23 protein-coding genes, 4 tRNA genes and 1 pseudogene are annotated in these 23,977 nt (G+C 35.8%); 22 read left to right on the top strand and 6 right to left on the bottom strand.

Annotation, left to right across the window (positions count from 1 at the left end):
• Nucleotides 1-114: 114 nt before the first annotated feature.
• The 16 genes from ruvC (at nt 115) to ABXH06_RS11085 (ending at nt 11,615) form a co-directional block, all read left to right on the top strand.
• Nucleotides 115-651 carry a crossover junction endodeoxyribonuclease RuvC gene (gene ruvC, locus ABXH06_RS11160; RefSeq protein WP_311577009.1) on the top strand — a complete coding sequence of 179 codons (537 nt, stop codon included), beginning with the start codon at nt 115-117 and terminating at the stop codon, nt 649-651.
• Nucleotides 652-770: 119 nt separating this feature from the next.
• Entirely contained in the window at nt 771-1,388 is a 618-nt protein-coding gene (gene ruvA / locus ABXH06_RS11155; protein WP_311577005.1) for a Holliday junction branch migration protein RuvA, read from the top strand.
• A 43-nt stretch (nt 1,389-1,431) separates the two neighbouring features.
• Nucleotides 1,432-2,436: a Holliday junction branch migration DNA helicase RuvB gene (ruvB, locus tag ABXH06_RS11150; protein WP_311577002.1), complete on the top strand. Its 1,005-nt coding sequence runs from the start codon at nt 1,432-1,434 to the stop codon at nt 2,434-2,436.
• A 504-nt stretch (nt 2,437-2,940) separates the two neighbouring features.
• On the top strand, nt 2,941-3,351 hold the full coding sequence (gene ybgC, locus ABXH06_RS11145; protein ID WP_311576999.1) for a tol-pal system-associated acyl-CoA thioesterase: 411 nt from the start codon (nt 2,941-2,943) through the stop codon (nt 3,349-3,351).
• The gene (tolQ, locus tag ABXH06_RS11140; RefSeq protein WP_311576996.1) at nt 3,341-4,018 is read left to right on the top strand and encodes a protein TolQ; all 678 of its coding nucleotides are present in this window, start codon (nt 3,341-3,343) and stop codon (nt 4,016-4,018) included. The genes ybgC and tolQ overlap by 11 nt, the downstream gene beginning before the upstream one ends.
• 18 nt (nt 4,019-4,036) lie before the next feature.
• Complete coding sequence (tolR, locus tag ABXH06_RS11135; protein ID WP_311576994.1) at nt 4,037-4,462, top strand: protein TolR; 426 nt, start codon at nt 4,037-4,039, stop codon at nt 4,460-4,462.
• A gap of 4 nt (nt 4,463-4,466) precedes the next feature.
• Nucleotides 4,467-5,366, top strand: coding sequence for a cell envelope integrity protein TolA (tolA, locus tag ABXH06_RS11130; RefSeq protein ID WP_311576991.1), 900 nt, complete (start codon nt 4,467-4,469; stop codon nt 5,364-5,366).
• 30 nt (nt 5,367-5,396) lie between these two features.
• The gene (gene tolB / locus ABXH06_RS11125) at nt 5,397-6,743 is read left to right on the top strand and encodes a Tol-Pal system beta propeller repeat protein TolB (RefSeq protein WP_432280198.1); all 1,347 of its coding nucleotides are present in this window, start codon (nt 5,397-5,399) and stop codon (nt 6,741-6,743) included.
• Nucleotides 6,744-6,788: 45 nt separating this feature from the next.
• Complete coding sequence (gene pal / locus ABXH06_RS11120; protein ID WP_311576988.1) at nt 6,789-7,328, top strand: peptidoglycan-associated lipoprotein Pal; 540 nt, start codon at nt 6,789-6,791, stop codon at nt 7,326-7,328.
• A 26-nt stretch (nt 7,329-7,354) separates the two neighbouring features.
• The gene (gene ybgF / locus ABXH06_RS11115) at nt 7,355-8,134 is read left to right on the top strand and encodes a tol-pal system protein YbgF (RefSeq protein ID WP_311576985.1); all 780 of its coding nucleotides are present in this window, start codon (nt 7,355-7,357) and stop codon (nt 8,132-8,134) included.
• A 147-nt stretch (nt 8,135-8,281) separates the two neighbouring features.
• Nucleotides 8,282-8,357, top strand: a tRNA-Lys gene (locus ABXH06_RS11110).
• 60 nt (nt 8,358-8,417) lie between these two features.
• Nucleotides 8,418-8,493: transfer RNA gene (locus tag ABXH06_RS11105), tRNA-Lys, on the top strand.
• Between the two features lie 86 nt (nt 8,494-8,579).
• Nucleotides 8,580-8,655, top strand: a tRNA-Lys gene (locus ABXH06_RS11100).
• Nucleotides 8,656-8,784: 129 nt separating this feature from the next.
• Complete coding sequence (gene nadA / locus ABXH06_RS11095; protein WP_353518269.1) at nt 8,785-9,825, top strand: quinolinate synthase NadA; 1,041 nt, start codon at nt 8,785-8,787, stop codon at nt 9,823-9,825.
• A 164-nt stretch (nt 9,826-9,989) separates the two neighbouring features.
• Nucleotides 9,990-10,077 (top strand) — tRNA-Ser (locus ABXH06_RS11090).
• A gap of 308 nt (nt 10,078-10,385) precedes the next feature.
• Nucleotides 10,386-11,615: an integrase domain-containing protein gene (locus tag ABXH06_RS11085; protein ID WP_353518268.1), complete on the top strand. Its 1,230-nt coding sequence runs from the start codon at nt 10,386-10,388 to the stop codon at nt 11,613-11,615.
• A 317-nt stretch (nt 11,616-11,932) separates the two neighbouring features.
• Here the strand turns inward: ABXH06_RS11085 and ABXH06_RS11080 are convergent, their stop codons facing one another.
• On the bottom strand, nt 11,933-12,814 hold the full coding sequence (locus ABXH06_RS11080) for a hypothetical protein (RefSeq protein WP_353518267.1): 882 nt from the start codon (nt 12,812-12,814) through the stop codon (nt 11,933-11,935).
• 562 nt (nt 12,815-13,376) lie between these two features.
• On the bottom strand, nt 13,377-14,057 hold the full coding sequence (locus tag ABXH06_RS11075; RefSeq protein WP_353518266.1) for a hypothetical protein: 681 nt from the start codon (nt 14,055-14,057) through the stop codon (nt 13,377-13,379).
• Between the two features lie 157 nt (nt 14,058-14,214).
• Here ABXH06_RS11075 and ABXH06_RS11070 point away from each other — a divergent pair, with 157 nt between their 5' ends.
• The 3 genes from ABXH06_RS11070 to ABXH06_RS11060 all read left to right on the top strand — a co-directional run bounded on the left by ABXH06_RS11070 (nt 14,215) and on the right by ABXH06_RS11060 (nt 17,963).
• Nucleotides 14,215-15,426 (top strand): hypothetical protein, encoded by a 1,212-nt coding sequence (locus tag ABXH06_RS11070; RefSeq protein ID WP_353518265.1) that lies wholly within the window; start codon nt 14,215-14,217, stop codon nt 15,424-15,426.
• Nucleotides 15,427-15,586: 160 nt separating this feature from the next.
• A complete protein-coding gene (locus ABXH06_RS11065; RefSeq protein WP_353518264.1) occupies nt 15,587-17,080 on the top strand; it encodes an ATP-dependent DNA helicase in 1,494 nt (497 codons plus the stop codon).
• Between the two features lie 223 nt (nt 17,081-17,303).
• The gene (locus ABXH06_RS11060) at nt 17,304-17,963 is read left to right on the top strand and encodes an inovirus Gp2 family protein (RefSeq protein WP_353518263.1); all 660 of its coding nucleotides are present in this window, start codon (nt 17,304-17,306) and stop codon (nt 17,961-17,963) included.
• Nucleotides 17,964-17,998: 35 nt separating this feature from the next.
• Here the strand turns inward: ABXH06_RS11060 and ABXH06_RS11055 are convergent, their stop codons facing one another.
• From ABXH06_RS11055 to radC, 4 genes and pseudogenes are all read right to left on the bottom strand, one after another.
• Complete coding sequence (locus ABXH06_RS11055; protein ID WP_353518262.1) at nt 17,999-18,481, bottom strand: hypothetical protein; 483 nt, start codon at nt 18,479-18,481, stop codon at nt 17,999-18,001.
• A gap of 73 nt (nt 18,482-18,554) precedes the next feature.
• Nucleotides 18,555-18,659: pseudogene (locus tag ABXH06_RS11050) on the bottom strand (site-specific integrase); the annotation flags it as partial.
• A 159-nt stretch (nt 18,660-18,818) separates the two neighbouring features.
• Nucleotides 18,819-19,238, bottom strand: coding sequence for a DUF2787 family protein (locus ABXH06_RS11045; RefSeq protein WP_353518261.1), 420 nt, complete (start codon nt 19,236-19,238; stop codon nt 18,819-18,821).
• 196 nt (nt 19,239-19,434) lie between these two features.
• The gene (gene radC, locus ABXH06_RS11040) at nt 19,435-19,869 is read right to left on the bottom strand and encodes a RadC family protein (protein WP_503012495.1); all 435 of its coding nucleotides are present in this window, start codon (nt 19,867-19,869) and stop codon (nt 19,435-19,437) included.
• A gap of 219 nt (nt 19,870-20,088) precedes the next feature.
• Between radC and ABXH06_RS11035 the strand changes: the two genes are divergently transcribed.
• The 3 genes from ABXH06_RS11035 (at nt 20,089) to ABXH06_RS11025 (ending at nt 23,816) form a co-directional block, all read left to right on the top strand.
• Nucleotides 20,089-20,406, top strand: coding sequence for an AlpA family transcriptional regulator (locus tag ABXH06_RS11035; RefSeq protein WP_353518260.1), 318 nt, complete (start codon nt 20,089-20,091; stop codon nt 20,404-20,406).
• A gap of 195 nt (nt 20,407-20,601) precedes the next feature.
• Nucleotides 20,602-21,327: a ribonuclease H1 domain-containing protein gene (locus ABXH06_RS11030; protein ID WP_353518259.1), complete on the top strand. Its 726-nt coding sequence runs from the start codon at nt 20,602-20,604 to the stop codon at nt 21,325-21,327.
• A gap of 290 nt (nt 21,328-21,617) precedes the next feature.
• Nucleotides 21,618-23,816, top strand: coding sequence for a hypothetical protein (locus ABXH06_RS11025; protein WP_353518258.1), 2,199 nt, complete (start codon nt 21,618-21,620; stop codon nt 23,814-23,816).
• The last annotated feature ends 161 nt before the right edge of the window (nt 23,817-23,977 follow it).

Below are 23,977 nucleotides of genomic sequence, written 5' to 3'. Positions count from 1 at the left end.
AGTAAATATGTAAATATTTACTGCTTTTTTAATGGCAGAATATTTTTCAACTTGATATAAAGGGTTGAATAATGAAAATCTTTCACCTTTTAGCAACGCTATAGGAATGTATCTTTGTCTATTATTTTAGGAATTGATCCTGGCTCTCGAATTACAGGATATGGCGTTATTAGGCAAGAAGGCCGTAAACTTTCATATTTAGGTAGTGGATGCATTAAAGCCTTTTCTGTTAATAAAGAAGATGAAAATTTCAGTGACAGACTCCAAACAATATTTGCTGGTGTATCTGAGCTAATTATTCAATTTAATCCTGAGCTATTTGCTATTGAGCAAGTATTTATGGGGGTTAATCCTGGTGGTGCGTTAAAACTTGGTCAGGCTAGAGGAGCAGCGATTGTTGCGGCAACCAATAATGGTTTAACGGTTGCAGAATATTCAGCAAGACAAATCAAACAGTCAGTTGTTGGCACAGGCGCAGCCGATAAAACACAAGTTCAACATATGGTGAAATCTATTTTAAAGCTTCCAGGTACACCGCAAGCCGATGCTGCCGATGCTTTAGCCGTAGCATTGTGCCACGCCCATAGTCATGATTCTTTAGATAAAATGGCAGGACAAGCAACCAAAATGGTTAGAGGACGATTGCGTTAATTACTGGCAAAATAGCCGTTGTTAATAATAATTTTCTCGAACAGCCTAACAGGTACTTTACTGTATAAATATATAGTGTTATGGTTTCTTAAAATAATTTCATTCAAGGTTTTATTGCTGTGATAGGTCGTTTACGTGGTATTTTGGTGGAGAAAATCGCTCCAGAAGTGTTAATTGAATGTGGCGGTATTGGTTATGAAGTGACGATGCCAATGACCAGTATTTATGCTTTACCTGAGTTAAATGAAGAAGCTATTATTTATACGCACTTTGTTGTTCGAGAAGACGCACAATTATTATATGGTTTTGCGAATAAAGTTGAACGTAAACTTTTTCGTTTGTTGATAAAAGTTAATGGCGTTGGTCCTAAATTAGGTTTAGCTATTTTGTCGAGTATGTCGGCGGACCAGTTTGTCAGTTGTGTAAGCCACGATGATTTAACGACTATCGTTAAAATTCCAGGCGTTGGTAAGAAAACCGCAGAGCGTTTATTAATTGAAATGCGTGATCGTCTCAAAGATTGGCAAGCTGGTAGTGATACAAGCTCATCAGAAGGTTTCGCTTTAAATGTTCAGCAAACAGATAGTTATGTTAATAATGCGAAAGGTGATGCAACTAACGCCTTGGTGTCTCTTGGTTATAGTCAACAACAAGCGGACAAAGCGATTAAATCAATATTTAGTGCCGACAAGTGTAGCGAAGATTTGATCAGAGACGCTTTAAAGGCAATGTTATAAATATCTTATCGGTATTTGATAAATTAAAGAATAGAGAAAGTAAATGATAGAAGCTGATCGATTAATTGAGCCTGTTGCGACCTTGGAAGATGAAGGAGTCGATCGGGCTATTCGTCCAAAATTATTAGCTGATTATACTGGTCAAGATCATGTTAAAACCCAAATGGAAATTTTCATTGAAGCGGCAAGAAAGCGTGGTGAGCCACTTGATCATTTACTGATATTTGGCCCGCCCGGCTTAGGTAAAACAACGTTAGCAAATATTGTTGCCAATGAAATGGGAGTAAATATTCGCACAACTTCAGGCCCGGTTTTAGAAAAAGCGGGTGATCTTGCGGCACTATTAACGAACCTTGAAGAAAATGACGTACTTTTTATTGATGAAATTCATCGATTAAGTCCTGTTGTTGAAGAAGTGCTGTACCCGGCGATGGAAGATTATCAATTAGATATCATGATCGGTGAGGGGCCTGCTGCGCGATCTATCAAACTCGACTTACCTGCTTTCACTTTAATTGGTGCTACAACCCGAGCAGGTGCATTAACTTCACCATTACGCGACCGTTTTGGCATAGTGCAACGATTAGAGTTTTATAACACCAAAGATTTAACAGACATCGTGAAACGTTCTGCACATTTTCTAAATTTAAATATGGATGAACAAGGAGCGTTTGAAGTGGCAAAACGTTCGCGAGGTACTCCTAGAATTGCTAATCGATTATTACGTCGTGTCCGTGATTATGCCGATGTGAAAACAGCGGGTGAAGTGGATCAAAATACAGCAAGTAAAGCGTTGAATATGCTCGAAGTTGATAGCGAAGGTTTTGACATTATGGATAGAAAACTTTTGCTAGCGATTATTGAAAAATTCCAAGGTGGACCTGTCGGATTAGATAATGTTGCAGCAGCGATAGGTGAAGAACGAGAAACCATTGAAGATGTGCTCGAGCCTTTTTTAATTCAACAAGGCTATTTACAACGTACCCCACGCGGTCGTATCGTGACAGATAAAGCTTATCAGCACTTTTCCTTACTTAACCCTCAATGACGCTATGTATACATAGCCTATCAATGATTGATTGTTGATTGATAGTGAAGAAATAACTCCCTCTTATTGCATGACGAACTAAAATTTAGTTAAAAAAAAGCCCGCTCAATTGAAGCGGGCCAACTTAAGACTTAAGTTACTAGAAGGAAAAAATGTTTCAAAAAACATGTCAGAGAGAATAAATAACAAGTTACCTATTCAAAATCTAGTTCATGATAAAACCTAGGGGGAGAGTTTTTCATGGGCTAGCTCAGAAAACAAAGCCATTATATGGATGCTAACCAAGAAAAACAAACGAATAAAATTTATAATTCGCATTAGAAAAACTAATGGATTATCAATGGTTGGTGTTTTATCTTTCGTAGAAGATTTTTAGGTTTGAAAATACCGAAAATTAATATTCTCATTTTCTTGCAATCTCCTGCTTTAAACACTTGTTTGCATGGCTATTTTTCTATTACTATATGGGCTTGAAGTTTTAGATTAAAAGCCATACATAAATTCATGCAAACGCTTAGTAATACATTTCAGATCCGGGTTTATTATGAAGATACTGATGCAGGCGGTATTGTTTATTACGCCAATTATTTAAAATTTTGTGAGCGTGCTCGTACTGAATGGTTAAGAACGCTTAAAATTAATCAATCCTTTTTTTTAGAACAAAACTGTGGTTTTGTGGTCAGACACGTTGAAATGGATAACTTAGCTTCGGCTAAACTGGATGATTTACTTACAGTAACTTCAACAATTAGTGAAATTAAACGCGCTAGTCTTAGGTTTACTCAACAAATCACCAATGAACAACAAGTTTGCCTTTGTAAGGTAGAAGTTGTTGTAGCTTATGTTAATTTATTACGTGGTAAACCTTGTGCAATACCAAACACGATATTAGGAGCGTTAAAAGGTGTCAGCTGAACTTTCTTTTTTAGATTTATTTTTACAAGCTAGCTTATTAGTAAAAGCGGTGATGTTAACCTTATTAGGTTTTTCAATTGCTTGTTGGGCGATGATTTTTCAGCGAAGAAAAACGTTACGTGCCGCGCGAGAGCAATTACAAAATTTTGAAGATAAGTTTTGGAGTGGCGCAGACTTAACAAAATTATACAACGAAGTGTCAGCTAGATCGCATATACATGGTATTGAAAGTCTCTTTGTGGCAGGTTTTAAAGAATTTGCTCGTTTACGAAAAAGTCATATTAGTACGCCACAAATTATTGTTGATGGAACACATCGAGCCATGCGTGTTGCATTGTCTCGCGAAGTCGACGAATTAGAAACCCACTTACCCTTTATGGCGACTGTAGGTTCAATCAGTCCATATATTGGTTTATTTGGTACTGTTTGGGGCATCATGAATTCATTTATTGCCTTAGGTGCTCAAGAGCAAGCAACATTAGCGCAAGTAGCACCAGGTATTGCAGAGGCGTTAATTGCTACCGCTATGGGCTTATTTGCCGCAATTCCAGCCGTCATGGCTTATAACCGATTTACCCATCATGTTGAAAAACTCGAAAATAGTTACGGTAACTTTATGGAAGAGTTTTCTAGTATTTTACAGCGTCAAACCACGAGTGAGTCATAACGTTAGGTAGGGTTAATTATGTATAATCGCGTAAGGCGACGTAAAGTTGCTGAAATAAATGTAGTGCCTTACATTGATGTGATGCTGGTCTTACTCATTATTTTTATGGTAACGGCTCCTCTTATTACACAAGGCGTAAAAGTTGAATTACCTAAAGCTGATGCTGAGCCGTTGAGTAAAGACAGTAAACCTCCTCTTGTTGCTTCGGTTGATGCAGACGGCCAATATTATTTAGCCGTAGGTACCAGTAAAAATGAACCTATGTCGGCTGAAGAAGTTGCTACTTTAGTTGCTGCGCATCTGAAAGTTGAACCAGATACACCTGTGGTCGTTAATGGTGATGGTGCGGTTTCGTATGATGCAGTTATTCAATTAATGGTGTTGCTTCAACAGGAAGCCGGTGTGCCTTCTGTTGGGTTAATGACTGATTCGTTGGAGAAATAAATACGTGAATCATAAGTTGTTAAGTGCGATTGCTTTAAGTTTAGGACTACATATTTCGTTATTGTTAGTGCTAGTGCTTGGCGACTTTTCAGCGCATCCTCCTAAACCAACGCCAACTGCCGTTCAAGTTCAACCTATTCAAGCTGTTGCCGTGGATAGAAGTAAGATAGAAGCGCAAGTAAATAAGCTTAAGCAAAAAAAACTTGATGAAGCCAAACGTATAAAGCAGCTTGAAGATCAGGCTGTTGCGGCAAAACGCAAACGTTTGAAAGAAGAAACTCGTATTAAGAATCTAGAAAAACAACGTCAGAAAAAAGAACGCGAGAAAAAAGCCGCAGATGATGCAGCTAGAAAAGCTAGAGCAAAAGCTAATGCAGCTGAAAAACTGCGTAAGAAAAAAGAATTAGAGAAAAAGAAAGCGGAAAAAGCGGCTGCAGATGCCAAAGCAAAACGTTTAAAAGAAGAGAAAGCTGCAAAAGAAGCTGAGCGTTTACGTAAAAAACGAGCGGAAGAAAAAAAACGTAAAGAATTAGCAGCGAAAGAAAAGGCGGCTCAAGAACAAGCGCTTGCAAATCAAATGGCGGAAGAAATGGCCGCTCGTCAAAAAGCAAGACAACAACAAATGATGACCGAAGTTGGTCGTTATACCGCGTTAATTACACGAGCGATTCAAAGTAATTTAATTACTGATAAAGCTACAATGGAAAATAAATCGTGTAAATTAACCATTAAATTGGCTCCATCTGGCTTCGTTATTAATGTAGTATCGGGTAACGGCGATCGAATCGTGTGTGATGCTGCAAGCAAAGCGGTTTATAAAGCCGGAAAACTTCCAGTATCAAAAGATCCAGAAGTATTTGAAAAAATGCGTACGATCAGTTTAACTGTAGTACCTGAATTTTAATCAATAAAAGTAGTAATAAACCTTATCCTTATGATGAAAATTAAATTAATTTTAGCTGTTTGTTTATCTTTATTCACTCACCAAGCATTCGCCACCTTAGAAATTGTGATCACAGAAGGTATTGATGGTGCAAGACCTATCGCCGTTTTGCCATTTAAGTGGGCAGGCAATAATACTTTACCTGAAAATATCAGTAATGTGATAAGTGAAGATTTACTACGTAGTGGTAAGTTTAGTCCGATCAATCAAGTTCGTTTTCCACAACATCCACAAAATGCCAATGAAATTGACTATGCGGCATGGGCAGCCGCTGGTGTTGAAAATATTGTTATTGGTCAAATTGCTCAAGCAGCCGTTGGTCGCTATAAAGTAAGCTATCAATTAATAGATGTTATTCGTGGTCAAATTACGGGTGGTCAAACACAGATGCTCAGCAATGGCCAATTAGTGAAAACCTCTGATCATATTCTTGCAGAAAGTTCTGTGGAAATTAGTAGTGATCAATTTAGACGCTATGGTCATCGTATAAGTGATGAAATATATCTTAAATTAACCGGTACTCGCGGCGCATTTTTAACGAAAATTGCTTATGTGATTGTGCGCGACCAAGGCAATTACCCATACCAGCTTGTAATAGCTGATTACGATGGTTACAACGAGCATGTGCTATTAAGTTCAAAAGAGCCATTAATGTCGCCATCTTGGGATCCAACCGGAAACAAACTTGCATACGTCACCTTTGAAAATCATCAAGCGCAAATATTCACCATTGATATCTATTCTGGCAAACGAAATTTAATCAGTTCATTTTCAGGCATAAATAGTGCGCCACGCTGGTCTCCAGATGGTAAGAGTTTAGCGATGGTGTTATCGAAAGATGGTAATCCAGAGCTCTATGTGATGAACGTTAACACGAAAAAATTACGCCGAATTACCCGTCATCGAGCAATCGATACTGAGCCAAGTTGGTCTCCAGATGGTAATTCATTGATATTTAGTTCAGAACGGGGTGGAAAAGCTCAGCTATATCGCGTAAATTTAGTGGACGGTAAAGTAAGGCGACTAACTTTTGATGGAGAAATGAACCTTGGTGGCTCATTAACTCCTGATGGTCGTCAACTCGTTATGGTAAATAGAACACGTGGTCAGTATCATTTAGCGAAACAAGAGTTAGATTCTGGTATTTTTCAGGTATTAACTAAAACTCGTTTAGATGAATCTCCCAGTATTGCTCCAAATGGTGGCATGATTATCTACAGTACTTTGCATAATAATCGCCAAGTATTAAGTTTAGTCTCTGTTGATGGTCGATTTAAGGCTCGTTTACCTGCACTGAATGGGCAAGTAAAAGCACCTGCTTGGTCACCGTTTTTATAATAAAATTGAAAAATTTAAAATGTTGAAACAATAAGGAAAACCGAAATGCGCTTGAATAAAACTGTTAAAGCTCTTGCTATTGCATTACCAATGATGGCATTAGCTGCATGTAGTTCAAATTCTGAAACTGATGAACAAAGCCAAGTTGATACCAATGCACAAACGCAAACATCAACTGAACAAAATAATGTTCAAGTGACTGCTGCACAACGTGCTGCTGAAATTGAAGAGCAAAAACGTCAAGAAATTGAGCGTTTACGTTCTGAACATATCGTTTACTTTGATTTTGATAAATCTTCAGTAAGCGGCGAGTTTTCAGCAATTTTAGATGCTCATGCTAAATTTTTAAATGAAAATTCAAACGTTAGTGTTTTAGTTGAAGGTCATGCTGATGAACGCGGTACACCTGAATATAACATTGCTCTAGGTGAACGTCGTGCTAAAGCGGTTGTTACTTACTTAGAAAACATGGGTGTCGCTTCTTCACAATTAACGGTTGTTAGTTATGGTGAAGAAAAACCTATGGTTAAAGATCGCTCAGAGAGTGCTTTTGCTAAAAACCGTCGTGCTGTTTTAGTATACTAATTCAGACAAAAAGGTTAGGTAATTAAATGAAACTGAATAAAGTTTTATTTGGCATAACTTTCGCTGCTATTACACATACTGTAATGGCAGCAGAGCCAGCCCCTGTAGTAGATGTTACTCGCGGTAATACTTCTTTTAAATCATTGTCAATTCAAGAAAGACTTGACCAATTAGAGCGTAAGCTTGACGCGAGAAATCGTGCTCAAATAAACGTTCAACGTCAACTTGATGAATTACAAAACGAAGTGAATGAGTTACGTGGTGTCACTGAGCTACACACACATCAATTAAGCCAAGTACTTGAACGTCAACGTGAATTGTATCAAGAATTGGATCGTCGCGTCTCACAAGCGCTAAAACCTACTCATTCTGTGCCAGCATCAATAGAAGCACCTGCGAATTCGGTTCAAACAAATTACAGTAGTAATTTAACTGAAAATGAAGCGTATGATCGTGCGGTAAATATGGTGTTAAAAGAAAAACAGTATGATAAAGCCATCCCAGAATTTCGTGCTTTTAATCAAAATTTTCCTAATTCAACCTATGCAGCGAATGCTCATTATTGGTTAGGGCAATTATTGTTTAATAAAAATGAATTGGTAGAAGCAAAACAAGAATTTGATATTGTTGTTTCGCAGTTTCCAAAATCAACTAAACGAAGTGATGCTTTACTTAAATTAGCAACGGTTGAACAAAAGCAAAATAACAAAGCGAGAGCAGTTAGTTTGTATCAACAGCTGATTAAAGAATACCCAAATTCTAGTGCGGCAAAATTAGCCCAGCCTAGGCTATCTAGTTTATTGTAATAATTTTGTTGATAACTTGTTCACAATGTTGGCTTTTTATACAATTACAAAGATATCCTAAAAAAACTTAATTTTGTTGTTGCACTCAACAGAATTATCAGTATCATATGCGGCGCGTTGAACGAGACGTTCAACGCGCATAAATGTCGGTCGTTAGCTCAGTTGGTAGAGCAGTTGGCTTTTAACCAATTTGTCGAAGGTTCAAATCCTTCACGACCGACCACTTCTTTTTTATTCGATATGAAAGAATGTGTGGTTCGCCCATTTATACAATAAATTTAATCGGTCGTTAGCTCAGTTGGTAGAGCAGTTGGCTTTTAACCAATTTGTCGAAGGTTCAAATCCTTCACGACCGACCACTTTTATTTCCCTGTTCGGGATAGCAAAAGTGAAGATCTTATCTAAAGTATATGATCTTTATTTAAATTTATTCACCACCTACAATCGGTCGTTAGCTCAGTTGGTAGAGCAGTTGGCTTTTAACCAATTTGTCGAAGGTTCAAATCCTTCACGACCGACCACTTTTACGCTTTATTTGCTTTTCTGTTTTATCATTAAAATTCAATTTACCTTGCTATTTGTAGGTACACATTTGCCCTTTATTCACGTATAATTCCCGCGATTTTTCTTGGAGTTTAATAGAGTAAATAATGGCGCAAAGTAATTTAGCGGTAGAATTCGATTTCACCTTTCCAGCAAAGCCTGCTCGTCTTACTGAAGATGAACAAGCGCAATACAAATCACGCATCAAACAATTACTTGTTGAAAAAAATGCTGTTTTGATTGCTCATTATTATACTGATCCTATTATTCAAGCATTAGCAGAAGAAACAGGTGGCTGTGTCGCTGACTCGCTTGAGATGGCCCGCTTTGGTAATCAACACCAAGCACAAACCTTAATAATCGCTGGTGTTAAATTTATGGGCGAAACTGCTAAAGTATTAACACCAGAAAAAACAGTCGTTATGCCGACTTTAGAAGCGACTTGTTCGCTAGATTTAGGTTGCCCAATAAAAGAGTTTAATGAATTCTGTGATCAGCATCCCGACCGTACAGTTGTGGTTTATGCTAATACTTCTACGGCTGTTAAAGCGCGTGCTGATTGGATTGTTACGTCTTCATGTGCCCTTGAAATAGTTGAACACCTTGACGAACAAGGCGAAAAGATTCTTTGGGGACCTGATCGCCATTTAGGTAACTATATTCAAAAGCAAACAGGTGCCGACATGATCATGTGGCAAGGGGCTTGTATAGTACATGACGAGTTTAAAACGAAAGCGCTAGAAGACATGAAAGCGCTGCATCCTGATGCCGCTATTTTAGTACACCCTGAATCTCCCGCTGAAATAATTGAATTAGCTGATTCGGTTGGTTCAACTAGTCAATTAATTAAAGCGGCACAAGAATTACCGAATCAAAAGTTTATAGTGGCCACCGATCGCGGTATTTTTTACAAAATGCAGCAGGTGTGTCCAGATAAAGAGTTTTTTGAAGCTCCTACGGCTGGTGAAGGCGCAACATGTAGAAGTTGTGCTCATTGCCCTTGGATGGCGATGAACGGTTTAAAAGCGATAGAAGAAGCACTTATCGATGCTAAAGGTAAAGAAGTCTTTGTTGATATGTCATTACGCGAGGGTGCACTTAAATCGACAAATCGAATGTTAGAATTTTCAGCAAGCCTACGTAAATAACATAATCTTCTGAAAACGCTTAAATCTTAGACAACTAAAACACTTAGCTTTAGTTTTTATTGCTTAATCTCGTGGTATTGCCTAACATAGCGCAGCTTTTAAAAAGTGATGTAAAAAAGTGAAGATGACACTTACATAAAACATCATAATACAGTTCAAACATAGGTGACGTGTCCGAGTGGCTGAAGGAGCACGCCTGGAAAGTGTGTAAAGGGCAACCTTTCGAGAGTTCGAATCTCTCCGTCACCGCCATCTTCTCTTCCAATAATATCCAGCAACATCCTAAACCCTTTGCTATATCTACTTTTTTGCTTGTGTTTTCGTCCATTTTAATTCATATGTGTTTTACACTATCCAAAGTTTTTAGTAACATCCGTAGTAACACTGGAAGTCGTTCAATGTCGGCAGTATTACTAAAATACAAGTTTTTACTTTCTAATTTTTCAATGGTAAATGCTGAAGCCTCTGTTTTTATTGGTCTTGAGTTAGTGTTACTACGTCTATTTTGATGGTTTTACCAGTGTTACTAAAACATAATGTTATTTCATGATGGTGTTACTATGGCGAGAAGAACAAATCCTTTAACTAATACGGAAGTTAAACAAGCAAAGCCTAAAGATAAAGAATATAACCTTGCTGATGGTGATGGTTTACATCTTAGGATTAAGCCCAGTGGCTCTAAACTTTGGCTGTTTAATTATACTAGGCCGTTTATTAAAAAAAGAGCCAATATTAGCTTTGGTTCTTACCCTGCTGTTTCTTTAGCTAATGCAAGAGAGAAGCGTAAAGAAGCCCATGAGTTACTTGCGCAGGATATCGATCCCAAAGAGCACCGTATAGAAGTACAAACTCAGAAAAAAGGTTTGTTAGAAAACACATTGAAGTCAGTCGCAGTAGATTGGTTTGATATTAAGAAAAATTCGATTAAACAAGATTATGCAAAAGACATCTGGCGCTCTTTGGAAATTCATGTATTCCCTGCTTTGGGTAAATATCCAGTTTCTAAACTTACTGCGCCCATTGCTATTGATGCGTTGAAAAAAGTATCTTCAGCTGGAAATTTAGAAACAGCTAGACGTTTAACCCAGCGATTAAACGAAATCATGACTTTTTCGGTTAATACAGGACTTATTCATGCAAACCCTCTAAGTGGTATTAACGCAGCGTTTGAGAAGCCTAAACGACAGCATATGGCAACAATAAAGCCAGATGAATTGCCAGAGTTTATGCAAACGTTAAATGCGGCTAACTTAGTTGTGGTCACAAGAGCATTAATAGAGTTTCAGTTGCATACCATGACGCGTTCAAACGAAGCTGCAAAGGTTTGTTGGGAAGAGTTCGATCTAGAAAATAAATTATGGATAATACCAGGATCTCGCATGAAAATGGGGAGGGAACATATCATTCCATTAACACCACAAGTACTGGATATCTTAAAAGTATTAGAACGATTTAGAAAGCCGTTTACTGATTTTGTATTTCCATCTCGCTACAATCCAAAAAAACATGTTAATACTGAAACTGTAAATAAAGCTTTAAGGCGAATCGGTTATAAAGATAGATTGGTTGCTCATGGTTTTAGAGCTTTAGCCAGCACAACGTTAAATGAAAAAGAATTTAACCCTGATGTTATTGAAGCTTCTTTAGCACACGTTGATAAAAACGAGGTTCGTAAAGCTTACAATAGGGCCAATTACTTGGATAAGAGAAGAGAAATGATGAACTGGTGGTCTGATCATATCGAAATGTGTTCTGTAGGGAATATGAGTGTTGCTTCTAATATAATCTAGATTGAACAAAACCGAAATTGAATAAGCCTTAACTTGTTTTCCAGACTTGGTTACGATGGCTTGAACTCAAGGCCAAGAGCAGACCTTCAGACTCTTAGCTATTAAGATAGCAATGATAAGATACCAGACGTTAGCCTTTGCATATCGAACGACAAGTGATCCGACTTTGCGGCCATGATTTCAATTAATTATCTATGGTAATTTCAGAACGAATAACAGACGTTAATGGTAAATCTCTTTAAGGTAAATATAATCTTCCACTGCCATAATTGATTAATTCTGAGAGATAGAATCGATACTTATTCAAGCAGATAAACTTAATGAATATCTTCATTTCCAAAATCATCCGCATAATCAAAAGAGTCCATATCATCAAAAGAGTCCATATCAGCTCCTACTCCACCACCAGGATCATATTCTGTATAACTACCGCTAGAGTACTCATAATCACTAGAGCATTCAAAATCATCCTGAACACCTGCTGTGGTATTTTTTACTTTCGGGGTAATAGTTTTCTTATAATCATTAAATTGCCATGATCTATGTTGGTTTATCATTGTATATAACGGTTGCTTAGTACCATTAACGTAACTTTTAGCCAAGCTATTAAGCCTAAAGTTAGTACATGTGATACCTTCATTTTCTAATTGCCTATAAATAGCTTCCTTTACGGCATGATGATTACTTTGATCTTCATCCTGGAGATTTAATCCATTAAAGCTGACCATATCACCATTTTTATCTATGATCGTTTTTAAGTACGGGATTTCATCGAGGGTAAAGATCCCATGTTCTTTGTACCTAATTATCGCGTCATTGAGTTCGCTGTTAATTTCAATTTCTGGCAGTTCGCCTAATTCGCGATATAAACTTTCAATAACACCATCAGAGACTTCAACATTATGCAGAATTAGATAATTTTTTATTTTAGCTTGGACAGCAAATTTACTACCTATGACTACTTCATGTTTTACTGTTTCTTTTAGTACACAGGAAGGTACAGGTTCACTCTGTTGGATTTCAATAACTTTAATTGGCAGTTCGATCACAGATTTTTTTTCTGTTGACTCAGATAGCTGATGTTCATTAGAGTCATTTAGATTTACTCTCTCAGTAGCATTATCCTTTCCACTTATTTTGTCATCTACATTGCGTAAAAGTTCAATTACCCAATTAATCATCAAACTAATTACGTTCACTTACACTCCAGATCATTAATGCAAAATTTGCTTCTACTTCCAAAAAAGGCCTTTGTATTGCAATAGCCCTATCTAAGCCATCTAAAATTATACGTTCCATCATTGGAAAATATCTCAGCTTCTAGATATTTTGAAAATCCTGATTCATCAAATTTATAGAGGTAGTAAATCATGCTACCAACAGCTTTAGATTCATTAAATGCGCTTAAAGTTTTTTTGATAATATTTAGTTATATAACGCATCGCTCTCAAGTTAACATCAAAAGATAATAAAACCAACGGCAATGATGTTCATAAATTAGAAAATTAGTTGACCACTACAATGTCAGCTATTGGCTAGTTGCTGCCGTTAAAATTTTAATAGGAAACGTCCGTTGTTCGCTCGAAGCTGACATTAATGACAACAAGTAGCGAATATCAGCGATGCATTAGGTGTCAGTTTTAATAAAGTTCTATTCTAAAGTGTCTACGATCAGATCCTAACTAATCCAAATAAGTAATATTTAATTTTATGTTATATTTTAAACTTGAGCTTAACCTCACTATACAAATATATAAAAATTTAATCCATTATAATTAGGTTTAAAAGATTCAGGTTGTTACAAAGATTGTTATATCGCTTCACCTCTTCATCTTGAGCTACTTTAAGCTCATTTTCACTTTTTTTACCATCAAGGCTTATGTACTCAAGCTCTAAAATATGTCTTTCATAAGCTTCCTCGGAAAAAGCTTCAATCAATGATTCTTTTGATATTTGTTTAGATGGTGAGTCATTGAATATATCGCTTATTAATTTGTTTTTTTTGATAACATTCTTTCTTAAAGAGTTAGTAATTAATTTCCTTTTATCTAAATTGTCAGCATCTTTAGCCAATTCACATCCTTTTTTTAGCAACTCTTCTACAGCCAGCGTAATAGGAATATTGTGTTTCTTTGCTACTCTGACTATTTCCTTGTAGATGTTTTTTTCTATTTCAAAAGAAGATGTAACATGAGTGTTTTTACGCTTTAGTCTTCTTGTATGTTGGTTCCAAGCTGCACGGGCTTTTATATTGAATAATTCTAATGTATCGCCAGACATAGATTCTTTTATTTGGTGTACAACAACATTAACAACATCATCATTAGTGTCTTTAAAATTTATCCATTTAAATCCACTTATTCTTGCTTGTAAATAAGTATTTAACCATTCAAGTTGAACCCTATTATTTTTAATCCATTTAAAGCTATTTTCTGATTTCATGACTTACACCTAAAACCTTTTGTTTAAATGAGTTTATTACATGAAAGTAATAATTTGTAGATACATGTATCGATTGTATAGATATTAGTTGTAAAATTACATGTATTAGATGCATTATAATACACTATATTTATATCCAATTTTATTAGGATTTATAATGAGCGGTGAATTTAAATATGTACCAGTAAAAGAAAATAAAATTTTAAATAAATTGTCATATACTTCGAAATATTTATTGATGCATTTAAGTATGTTGACAGATGGTTTAATTAATAACGTTGTAAGTTTTAAAACAATCAAATATTTGAAAGGCATAACTTCTTTATCAGAGCGAACAATATCCTATGCGTTGGTTGAGTTAGAAGATAAAGGTGCTATTAAAGTTGAGCGTGATTTTATTTTTGGAAAAGGGCGTGGTGTTAACTCTTATTTACTATTCGAAAGATATGATTTGGCTGCTCAAATTAAGCAAAAAAAGATCTTCGAGCATGTACTTAAAATTAGCGATTTAAATTATCTGCAGAAGCTGATTTTTTTTATTCTTTTGAAAAACTCTAATGCACTAGGGGAAGTTCAAAAAATAACTTTTAAGGAGTTAGCTAGAGAAGTTGGCGTTAATGAGCGTACTTTAAAGCCAAACCTTAGAGTATTAATAGATAAAGATTTTTTGTATAACTTTCTGTCTGGCGGCAGTTTGTCAGTGTTTTCAGGTAGAACCATTAGTCGTTTTTATATAAATAATTCAAGATTTGAATTCACAGATGTTCAGAGTCAAAAATTATGTTCTGATACATTTTATTATGATGCGTACGATTACTTTATGGATAATGAGGAATTAAGTGGCACCATTCAATCCTACATTGGATCGCTAACAAAGCAGTCTCTTATATTTTTTATAAGTACTGTAGTGGCAATTGCTGATCATTATACTGGACAATTATTGTCAAAATTAAATAAGGATACTTTAGACAAAGGTCATTTTATAACTGGTTTTATCAAGCACCTGGAAAGAGAAGTATTTGAAATAAAAATTGGGCGAAAGCTAGGTAAAGTGGACTATGCCCAGTTGGCTGGGCTTATAAAGAAAACACCTTATTATACGAATATTATTTATGAGATAAAAAAAGAGTTTTTTGAAGAGAGAGAAGTATCGAATAGTTTGCTTCTTAAAGAAGAGTTGACTAATGCACTTGTTTTTTTGGTTTTTAATAACGCATATATTTTTTATGTGAAACAAATTTTTGATTCATATGAGGTCGTTAATTTTGCAATAGTGCGACAATATTTAAAAATTAACAATGTAGATGACCTTAAGGAAAGAAAGGGGATTTTAATTAAGAAAAAGACGTCTACTGAAAAGGATCGTTGACTTAACCAAGTAATTTAAGTTTTATTGCTAAAGCTTAAAGCTATAGTTATAAGCTTTAGCATACTTAAAACTGTATACAAAACCTTTATTGGGTTATGAAGCAGTTAAATATTTAATGCTTTCCCTCATGTTGTGACTATTCAGACATGAGATAAACAGAATGAAGATTTCAGACTATTTTAAAGGTAATGAATTAACAAAAGGGCAGAGTGACTTAGTAGAAGAGTTAGAGCAGTTTTTAATCGAAGATGATTGCTCTGTGTTTTTGCTTAAGGGCCATGCTGGCGTCGGTAAAACTTTTCTTACTGCTGGGATTACCAATTATTTACAAGCAATTCAAAGGCATTTTGTTTTAATGGCTCCTACAGGAAAAGCAGCAAAGGTTATAGCGAATAAAACCAATAAAGAAGCCAAGACTATCCATAGAATTATTTATAGTTATTTCGATAGTGACAATATAGATGTTGAAAAAGAGGTTGAAGGTGAGCCTCCTGTTATGAGGTCAAAATTAAAAGAAAATCAAGATTCGCCTGATACAGTTTATTTGATAGATGAGGCTTCTATGGTATCTAATAAATATAACAAATCAGAGTTGTGCTTTTTTGGGTCGGGTTTTTTATTAGATGATTTATTGGAATATATTAATTTAAATAAAGGTAACAAGAAGATTATCTTTATTGGTGATGATGCTCAATTACCCCCAGTACGTAACAGCTTCTCACCTGCACTTAGCACTAAATATGTTAAAGAGACTTTAGGGTTAAATTGTTGGCCTTTTGAGCTAAGCCAAGTTGTACGCCAACAACTGTCAAGTGGCGTAATAACCAACGCAAATAGGTTGAGGCGTGCTATGACAGAAAATAAATTCGAGGGTGTATCCTTTGATGTTTCTGCGTCAGATGTAGAGGTATTATCCGGCACGGACTTTCTAGAGCAATATCTTCATCTTTGCGCCAATCAAGTAGAAAAAACATTTTCTTCAATAATTATTGCTCACACTAATGTTCAAGTAAGGGATTATAATAACAGCATACGAGCTAATCTATTTAGTTTAGAGGCCCCAATACAAATCAATGAAAGAATCATATGTGTCTCTAACTTCAATCATGATGATAAATTTATATCTAATGGTGAGTTTGGTAAAGTTGTTAAAGTATTATCTAATCCAGAATTACGTACGATTGAGGTAGGTCATAAAACTCACAAAGGTCGCAAACTAGAGTTTGTAGGGCTTTCTTTTGTAGATGTTGAAATTGAGTTTATGAATGATAATGGTAAACCTATATTAATAAAAACAAAAATATTAACTAACCTCTTGTATGATTCTTCATCAAAAATAAGTCACCTCGAATATAAAGCGCTCTACGCAGATTTTTTACAGCGAAACCCCAAATTAAACCGTAAGAAGGACCCTGTAGAGTTCCAAAAAGCAAAATATTCAGACCCTTACCTAAATGTTATGCAGATAAAGTTTGGGTATGCAATAACTTGTCATAAATCACAAGGGAGTGAATGGTCTAATGTTTTTGTTGATGCATTTTTTTTCAGGCCTGATAAGAAGTTTTACCTCAGGTGGTTGTACACTGCAATAACAAGGACGTCAAAAAATCTTTATATTAATAAAAATCTCAATTTTGGTCTTATGTTACCTTAAAGTCATAGGGTTTTTCGAGCTTGATTGGTGGCTTTTACTCAAAATAACTCCAGAGTAAAATAGTGTGGGGAACTCAACCATGATGGCTCATAAAATTTTAAATCGAACTGTGTAAAGGGATTACTAAATTGGTGTAGCTATATTAATAGAACAATCCCTTTATTAATTAATAATTACACATTGTAACTTTATGTAAACAAACAACTTTACATAAGGATTAATAATGAAAGACAATCAATACCTACCACATCTAGAGCTACACACATCTGAATATTTTAACGGGTATCCTGTTCAGGTTAAATACCAACCTTTAATAATGAACTACTTGCTAATTAATGAGCAAGTATTGATGAAGGCGTTATCTCATCATAAGCGTACCTGCGCGATGAGGTTTGAGTTGAAGTACCCTAAGGGATGGGATATTCAACATTATGCTATTTCACGGTTTATTGATTCACTGAGGGTGCGGATAAAGTCTGATTTGGCTAGGAAGAATAAACATACAGGAAGAAATGATACTTGTATTTTATCTTATATTTGGACTCTTGAACGCTCAAGCTCTTTGGGTTGGCATTATCATGTAGTTATCTTTGTTAACCGTGATATATATTTTCGTGTTGGTAATCTATTGAATACTGAAGGCAATATGTACTCGAGAATAAGGGCAGCATGGGCTAGCGCGTTAGGACTAAGTTTTGAAAAATCTTCAGGACTAGTACATATACCTAATAACGCAGTATATAAAATTAAGACCAACGACGATAATTATCATCAGCAGGTACAAGATGTTCTTTATCGACTGAGTTACTTCGCTAAGGTTGATACAAAGCAATTTGGTGATGGAGTAGGGAATCGTTGTTTTGGGTACAGTGCACTCAATTAACTAAAAAAGAAAAGGATTACCCTTTTCTTCAATCATTAGTAATGATTACTATCCCATTGACGCCAAGTAGTCGCTTGAATGCACTTCTTGGCTTCATCTTTTAACATCCACATAAATGAATGAGCATTACTAAAATCTCCGCCTAGGCAGCCAGAGGTGAATATATGGCAGTTTTCTAATAATACATTATATCGAATGCTTTCATAAAGTTTTGATTGTGCCATAACAGCTACGAACTCTCCTCCTACGGGGTATAGGCCATTACATGATACGTAAATGTTTAACGCAGTAGTGTTTGACATGAAACCCTGAGGGGAGACAGCTTCTATATCACCTTTACCATTAAGGTGAATAATTTGATTGTTGCCAATGTAAACACCTGAATGCTCAGCATAGCCAAAAGCGATGTCACAATAAACGATACTTCCAACTATGGGTATTACAGGGTCTCTACATGAATCAACCATACCTTCCAGTATATTAATAATTGGTGTAGAAAACGGTAATAATTTCCACATGATTATTTTTCCTTAGCTGTTGTTCTTGCTGTATTTCAAGGTCGACAAAGTCATTATCAATACCTTCTTGTGTTAAACCGATATTCCACACATCAGCCATTTGCTTGCTAAAGCGAACTTCTAATAAATGGCTAATTAAGTTTATGGTATTTGTATCTTTTATTGCTTGTACTTCCATAGCTGGTTCCTTTTTTGTAGTGAAACGCGTTTATAGGTACTTCAAACGATGTCTTTTTCTACAGCCCTTGATATACCTAGCTTCCCTGGGTCTCGCTTTACCTAATTGGGAGCCAGAGATGTTTATGCGTTGTTTGGGGGATTTGGATGACTTATAGCTTTAATTAAAGCTAATTTGTATGGTGTAAGAGCCACTGTTGTAATATTCAATAAAGTTATTGATAAACATCGTTAGTAAATCATTGCCATCTCTATTGTTTAGCCATCCTCCGTATAAGCTAAATACTCGTTTGCTGTTGAAGCACACATCAATCTCTTTCACTAATTCAGGATAAGGGCCACCTGAAAAAGAGAAGTCGGTAATATAAATGCAAAACCATTTTTCATCGTGTTTTTCAAAGCGTATTTCAACAGGGTGATACCCACCAGATTCAGATGAGTATCCTTCATCTCGAAAGTTTAAGGTGAACGCAATGATAGTGTTTTTATCGCTATTATCATTGTTAAATTCAGTTTCGATGACTCGATAAAAAGCATCGGGCAGCTTAAAGCACTGCGCTTTATTAAAGATCAGTTTCATAGCTTGTCTCTCAGTTAATAAATGTGGTTTAGATGAAGTAGTAGAGGGTCAATGTAGTCACTCAATCGCCTCGTTTTATCTTGGTGCTGAAATTTGAAATCGCCATGCTATAAGGGGATTTAGTACTAAATAAGGGGGGCGACGCTCTCAAGGTGTTGTGCCTGAATTAACAAAAAATAATTTTAATTCCAAGTAACTAAATTAAGCCCCGCTCTGCAAACGATGTACACGACTTTCCAATAACTACGTGATCTAGCACAGGGACGTCAATTAGCGCCAGCGCTTCTTTTAATCGTTTAGTAATCGCAATGTCAGCTTGCGATGGTTCAACCTCTCCTGAAGGATGGTTATGAGCTAAAATTACTGCGGCTGCGTTTTCTGTAATTACTGTTTTAACAACCTCTCTAGGGTAAACGCTGGCGGCATTAATGGTGCCGAAGAATAGCTCTTGGTAATCAATTAGCTGGTGCTGACTGTCGAGTAACATCACCGCAAAAACCTCACGTTCATATTTCCCTAACTTGAATTTCAAAAAGTCTTTAGTTGCCTCGCTACTGGTGAATGCATCTTTACGAACATACTTGCACGCTAATATCTCTGCGGCAGCTTCAAGCACCTGATTCTCTGTCATAGGCTCATTGTTGCTGTAAGAATTAGTTGTGTTTATATCTTTATTTTTAGCCATGTTTAACTCCATTACTTTAATTAAAGGGGTTGCGATGTATATGCATAAAAATGATATATACCTTAAACATTTTGGGATCGTGTTTTGATGGCTAATTAAAGGTTAAATCTCAGTAATTTTTTACAAGCCCACCTCATGTTGTGAACCAACACAGAGGAATGAAAAATGAGATTAATTAGATTAAAAGAAGTTATGGAAATCACAGGGCTAGGCCGTTCATCAATTTATAAATTTATTTCTGAAGGGGCATTCCCTCAGTCAATATCACTTGGAGAAAGGGCGGTTGCCTGGGAGCTGAGTGAAGTAGAAGAATGGATATCAATTAAAATAGAAGAGCGAACTAATAATAACAAAGGTGAACCTAAAAAGAATCTAACGAGTTTTGTAACCGAGGCTGACGTCATTAGTTTTATAAACAACAAGTTCAAGGGGAGTAATGTTAGCGAGGCTATTGCGTGGTTAATAGGACTCTTTAATAGTTAAGTTAGGTGTTAAATATCGTAAATTGCCAATTATGGTGCCACTAGGATTCTGCTCAACTCATCAGTAAAAAAATATTGAGCTAGTCAATCATTTGAACAATGTGGTTCCGATAAATTAACAAGTCGAAACTAAATGCATCCTAAGTAACCAAAACAATTTTGATTACTGTCAAGCCAAGATAAAAAGAGATAACACATGAAATATTACGTGGTTTTTAAAGGAAGAACACCAGGCATTTATCAAAACTGGACTGAATGCCAAAAGCAAATAAATAAGTTTAAAGGTGCTGAGCATAAAAGTTATTTGTCAGCAGAAGCTGCTGAAGAGGCTTACTATGGCATTGACTATATGGCTAATGCTGAAAATAATAAAGAAGAACAAGAAAGTAACTTATTACTCAATTATTTTGATTACACCATCTTCTGTGACGGAGCATGCCGAGGTAACCCCGGACCAGCTGGCTCTGGTATAGCTATTTATCAACGGGAGGAACTTGACCTTTTACTTTATGGAGTATACAACAGCTTCTCAACCAACAATGCTGCGGAGTTACTGGCACTACATCAATCTCTACTATGGGCACAAACCTATATTAGTAATGGTTTAAGCGTACAAATTTATTGTGATTCTATCTATGCAATCAACGCTGTAACTGATTGGTCATTTAGCTGGGCGAATAATAACTGGAAAAAGAATAAAGGGGTAATAGAAAACTTGCATCTAATACAATGTTGTCATCAGCTATTCGTATCTTTACAAGGGCAGTTAGCAATTAAGCATGTTAAAGCACATGCAGCCATCGAAGGGAATGAACTTGCAGACAGAATGGCAAATTACGCTATAGATTCAAAGATGGCTAGTTTTGCTCAATTTCACGAGACGTTGAGTATTAGCCAGCTACTTGAAAAGAGTGAAAGTTAATTAAAATAAGGTACTTTATTGACTCCGGATGATAATTAGTAAAAAAAATATCATCCGGAGTCATGACTATAAGTGTAAGTACTTGAAATGTAAGGTTACCCATGTAGACTCTTGCATGAACTTTACCTCGAAAAGGAAATTAGCGATGAGTTTTAAAAACGGAAGCGATAGTTCAAAAGTAAACAGGTACTACCTAATAACGTAATACTTGTATCTTCCACCAAAAAAACTGAAAGAATAAAAAGTTAAGTTAGCAATTAAAAACAGAATAACAGGACAATGAATAGGTTATGGATAATCACAACTACTACGATAAAAGCTTCAAAAACCACCTTGCCAGTGATAAATCTGAAACTGAATCAGCACTAATAGTCATAAATGCTTACCTTGATAATAAACCATCAGGCACTAAAAATAATAAGGTGTCACCAAATGAAAGGCATCAGTTATTTTGGTACAGTGACTTCTGGCAAGAGATCGTTTTGGAAACCTTTGATACAGAGCTGTTGTCTTTCGCGCTTACGCGGTACTTTAGTCAGGAAGATGTTAGTAATTTTCCCTTACTTCAATCTATCGCCTCAAAATCACCTTTATCTGTGAAGAATGCGGCTCGTTATTCTCAACTAGCAATAAAGCCTAATGCTAATAAATGGCAAGAGTTACAACAATTAGCTGAAACCAGCCCAAATGAGTTCGATGAGTTAATCGCCATCATTAAACTAATGCACAAAGAGCATAAGCGTTTACTAATAGATTTAGAGCAAACTCAAAATGAGTTAACTTCTTTAACTCCATTAAGCTGCTTAATTTATATCAGCTTATTTGCATTTGAATACCTACTCGAGACCAATAGTGCTAAAAGTGATGAACTACCTGTAAATAATAATATGGAAGAGGCTTGGTCAGCTTTTAAAAATATATTGGCTTGGAAATTAGAAAGTAGCGACTTCAAAGAACTTGATTTAACTGAAAATGCACTTCTTGCAACAGTGAAGGAGCACTTAATACCTTTTTTGTTTCCTTCTGCAGAAGAAGTGGTTCATACCCACACTTACCAAAAAGTTTCAGAACTAATCATCAAACAGATTTCACTTAATAGCTTTATTTCGCAATCAGCCGATGCATTTTGTTTTGATGACACCATCGCATTTAAAATAGAACAGGGTATCGCTGTTATTAAAGATGTTGATGTGGCCGCTAAACTTGCTTGGCAGCAAAATGGTAATAAATTAAAGTTATTGCACGGTTATTGGTTTAATAGAGGAGTTAATAAACTTATCGTTTCCGGCATGGCTGAACAACCAATTGGCTCTAAAGATAACCATGAAGCGAATCAACTTGCTCTTATTAAAACATATTCAACTCAGTTACGTTTAATGGAAGTGTACGGTTTAAATGAATATTTAACGGCTGATTCGGGCTTGCGAGTAAGCCTTTATGAATCGTTATTGTCTCTGAACCTGGTGTCAGCTTTTTTTAATAAAGACTTTATCGCTCCCTACCAACAATATTTGTTAGAAGAAAAAAACTGGTTATCATCAATTAGTCGCTTAGCCTTTGAAGGTATGAAACAAGGTGAAAACCGATTTCCAATTACCTGGTCATCTAAAAAAGACAAAATCACAAGAATTAAAGCTTGGACCGTTAATAAAAGTTTCCCGAATGGTAATCAAAAAGCAGCTGAAGCAATAATAGATTTTTGGACTTATGATATAAAAGCCACTGCAAAAAAATTACAAAGTGAAAAGTCACAGCAAGTACTAATACCTGAGCTTTATGAGCGTCCTATATTTTCATTGGGTAAACATATTTTTCAATTTCCTTGGATGGTGGCATTTCAGAACAACACTACAGCAGCGTTAAATAACCTCAGGCGTATTGGTGCTGGTAGAAGTGATGCTCGTAATGAGACAGCAGCTATTGAGCTAAGATTAGCTGAGTGTTTCAAAACCAGAAACTTTACAGTTCTACTTAATCATAACCCACCAAAAACACCTGAATATAATCCTGGTGAAATTGACCTTATATGTGCTTTAGAAGGATATGTTCTTGTGCTTGAGGTTAAATCAACCTTTTTACGCAGTACTAAAAAAGATGCTTGGTTTCATAAAAGTAGAACACTGAGAAAGGCTGATCAACAAATTAGCGGAAAGGTTAATGCGGTTAAGCAAGCACTATTGACCGATGAAAATTTTAAATCATCACTTGGTTTTGATAACACTGATATAAACCCATCAGTAACTGGTTGGATAGTAGATTCATCGTTAGAGTATGACCATGAGTACTTCTCTGGTTTCTTAAAAGTATCACTTGAAGAAATAATTATAGCACTAAGGGATGATAACCACCTGCTATTTGAGATTGAAAAGTTTTCTGAAAACCAAATACTACAGGGTGATGATAACTTCACTTTGTATCCTACAGGCTTCACGGCTAAAAACTTCTTACGTGTTATTGAAGAGCAGCAAGTTTGGCAGGTCGATAAGTAAACTTATCAAAGAAAACTCACACCCACTTTGATAGGTCATTAATGCTGTTTAAATATTTTACATCAAATAGTTATCACAATTACTTTATAACAATTTCATTGATTGACCATTCCTCAATTTTCTCATATTCTCTCATTATCAATTTAAGTTGAACCATAACG

The sequence above is a fragment of the Thalassotalea sp. SU-HH00458 genome (assembly GCF_040362795.1).
Taxonomy (GTDB): domain Bacteria; phylum Pseudomonadota; class Gammaproteobacteria; order Enterobacterales; family Alteromonadaceae; genus Thalassotalea_H; species Thalassotalea_H castellviae.
The sequence above is the reverse complement of the archived record's forward strand: the minus strand, read 5'-3'. Positions and strand labels throughout refer to the sequence as shown.

Bases quoted from the DNA above. Each gene is read 5' to 3' on its own strand.
- ABXH06_RS11065 (WP_353518264.1), top strand. From the start codon at position 15,587: ATGAAGATTTCAGACTATTTTAAAGGTAATGAATTAACAAAAGGGCAG.
- nadA (WP_353518269.1), top strand. From the start codon at position 8,785: ATGGCGCAAAGTAATTTAGCGGTAGAATTCGATTTCACCTTTCCAGCA.
- ABXH06_RS11085 (WP_353518268.1), top strand. From the start codon at position 10,386: ATGGCGAGAAGAACAAATCCTTTAACTAATACGGAAGTTAAACAAGCA.
- ABXH06_RS11035 (WP_353518260.1), top strand. From the start codon at position 20,089: ATGAGATTAATTAGATTAAAAGAAGTTATGGAAATCACAGGGCTAGGC.
- ABXH06_RS11055 (WP_353518262.1), bottom strand. From the start codon at position 18,481: ATGTGGAAATTATTACCGTTTTCTACACCAATTATTAATATACTGGAA.
- pal (WP_311576988.1), top strand. From the start codon at position 6,789: ATGCGCTTGAATAAAACTGTTAAAGCTCTTGCTATTGCATTACCAATG.
- tolR (WP_311576994.1), top strand. From the start codon at position 4,037: ATGTATAATCGCGTAAGGCGACGTAAAGTTGCTGAAATAAATGTAGTG.
- radC (WP_503012495.1), bottom strand. From the start codon at position 19,869: ATGACAGAGAATCAGGTGCTTGAAGCTGCCGCAGAGATATTAGCGTGC.
- ABXH06_RS11030 (WP_353518259.1), top strand. From the start codon at position 20,602: ATGAAATATTACGTGGTTTTTAAAGGAAGAACACCAGGCATTTATCAA.
- ABXH06_RS11060 (WP_353518263.1), top strand. From the start codon at position 17,304: ATGAAAGACAATCAATACCTACCACATCTAGAGCTACACACATCTGAA.
- ybgC (WP_311576999.1), top strand. From the start codon at position 2,941: ATGCAAACGCTTAGTAATACATTTCAGATCCGGGTTTATTATGAAGAT.
- ybgF (WP_311576985.1), top strand. From the start codon at position 7,355: ATGAAACTGAATAAAGTTTTATTTGGCATAACTTTCGCTGCTATTACA.
- ABXH06_RS11025 (WP_353518258.1), top strand. From the start codon at position 21,618: ATGGATAATCACAACTACTACGATAAAAGCTTCAAAAACCACCTTGCC.
- ABXH06_RS11045 (WP_353518261.1), bottom strand. From the start codon at position 19,238: ATGAAACTGATCTTTAATAAAGCGCAGTGCTTTAAGCTGCCCGATGCT.
- ABXH06_RS11075 (WP_353518266.1), bottom strand. From the start codon at position 14,057: ATGAAATCAGAAAATAGCTTTAAATGGATTAAAAATAATAGGGTTCAA.
- ABXH06_RS11070 (WP_353518265.1), top strand. From the start codon at position 14,215: ATGAGCGGTGAATTTAAATATGTACCAGTAAAAGAAAATAAAATTTTA.
- ruvB (WP_311577002.1), top strand. From the start codon at position 1,432: ATGATAGAAGCTGATCGATTAATTGAGCCTGTTGCGACCTTGGAAGAT.
- tolB (WP_432280198.1), top strand. From the start codon at position 5,397: ATGATGAAAATTAAATTAATTTTAGCTGTTTGTTTATCTTTATTCACT.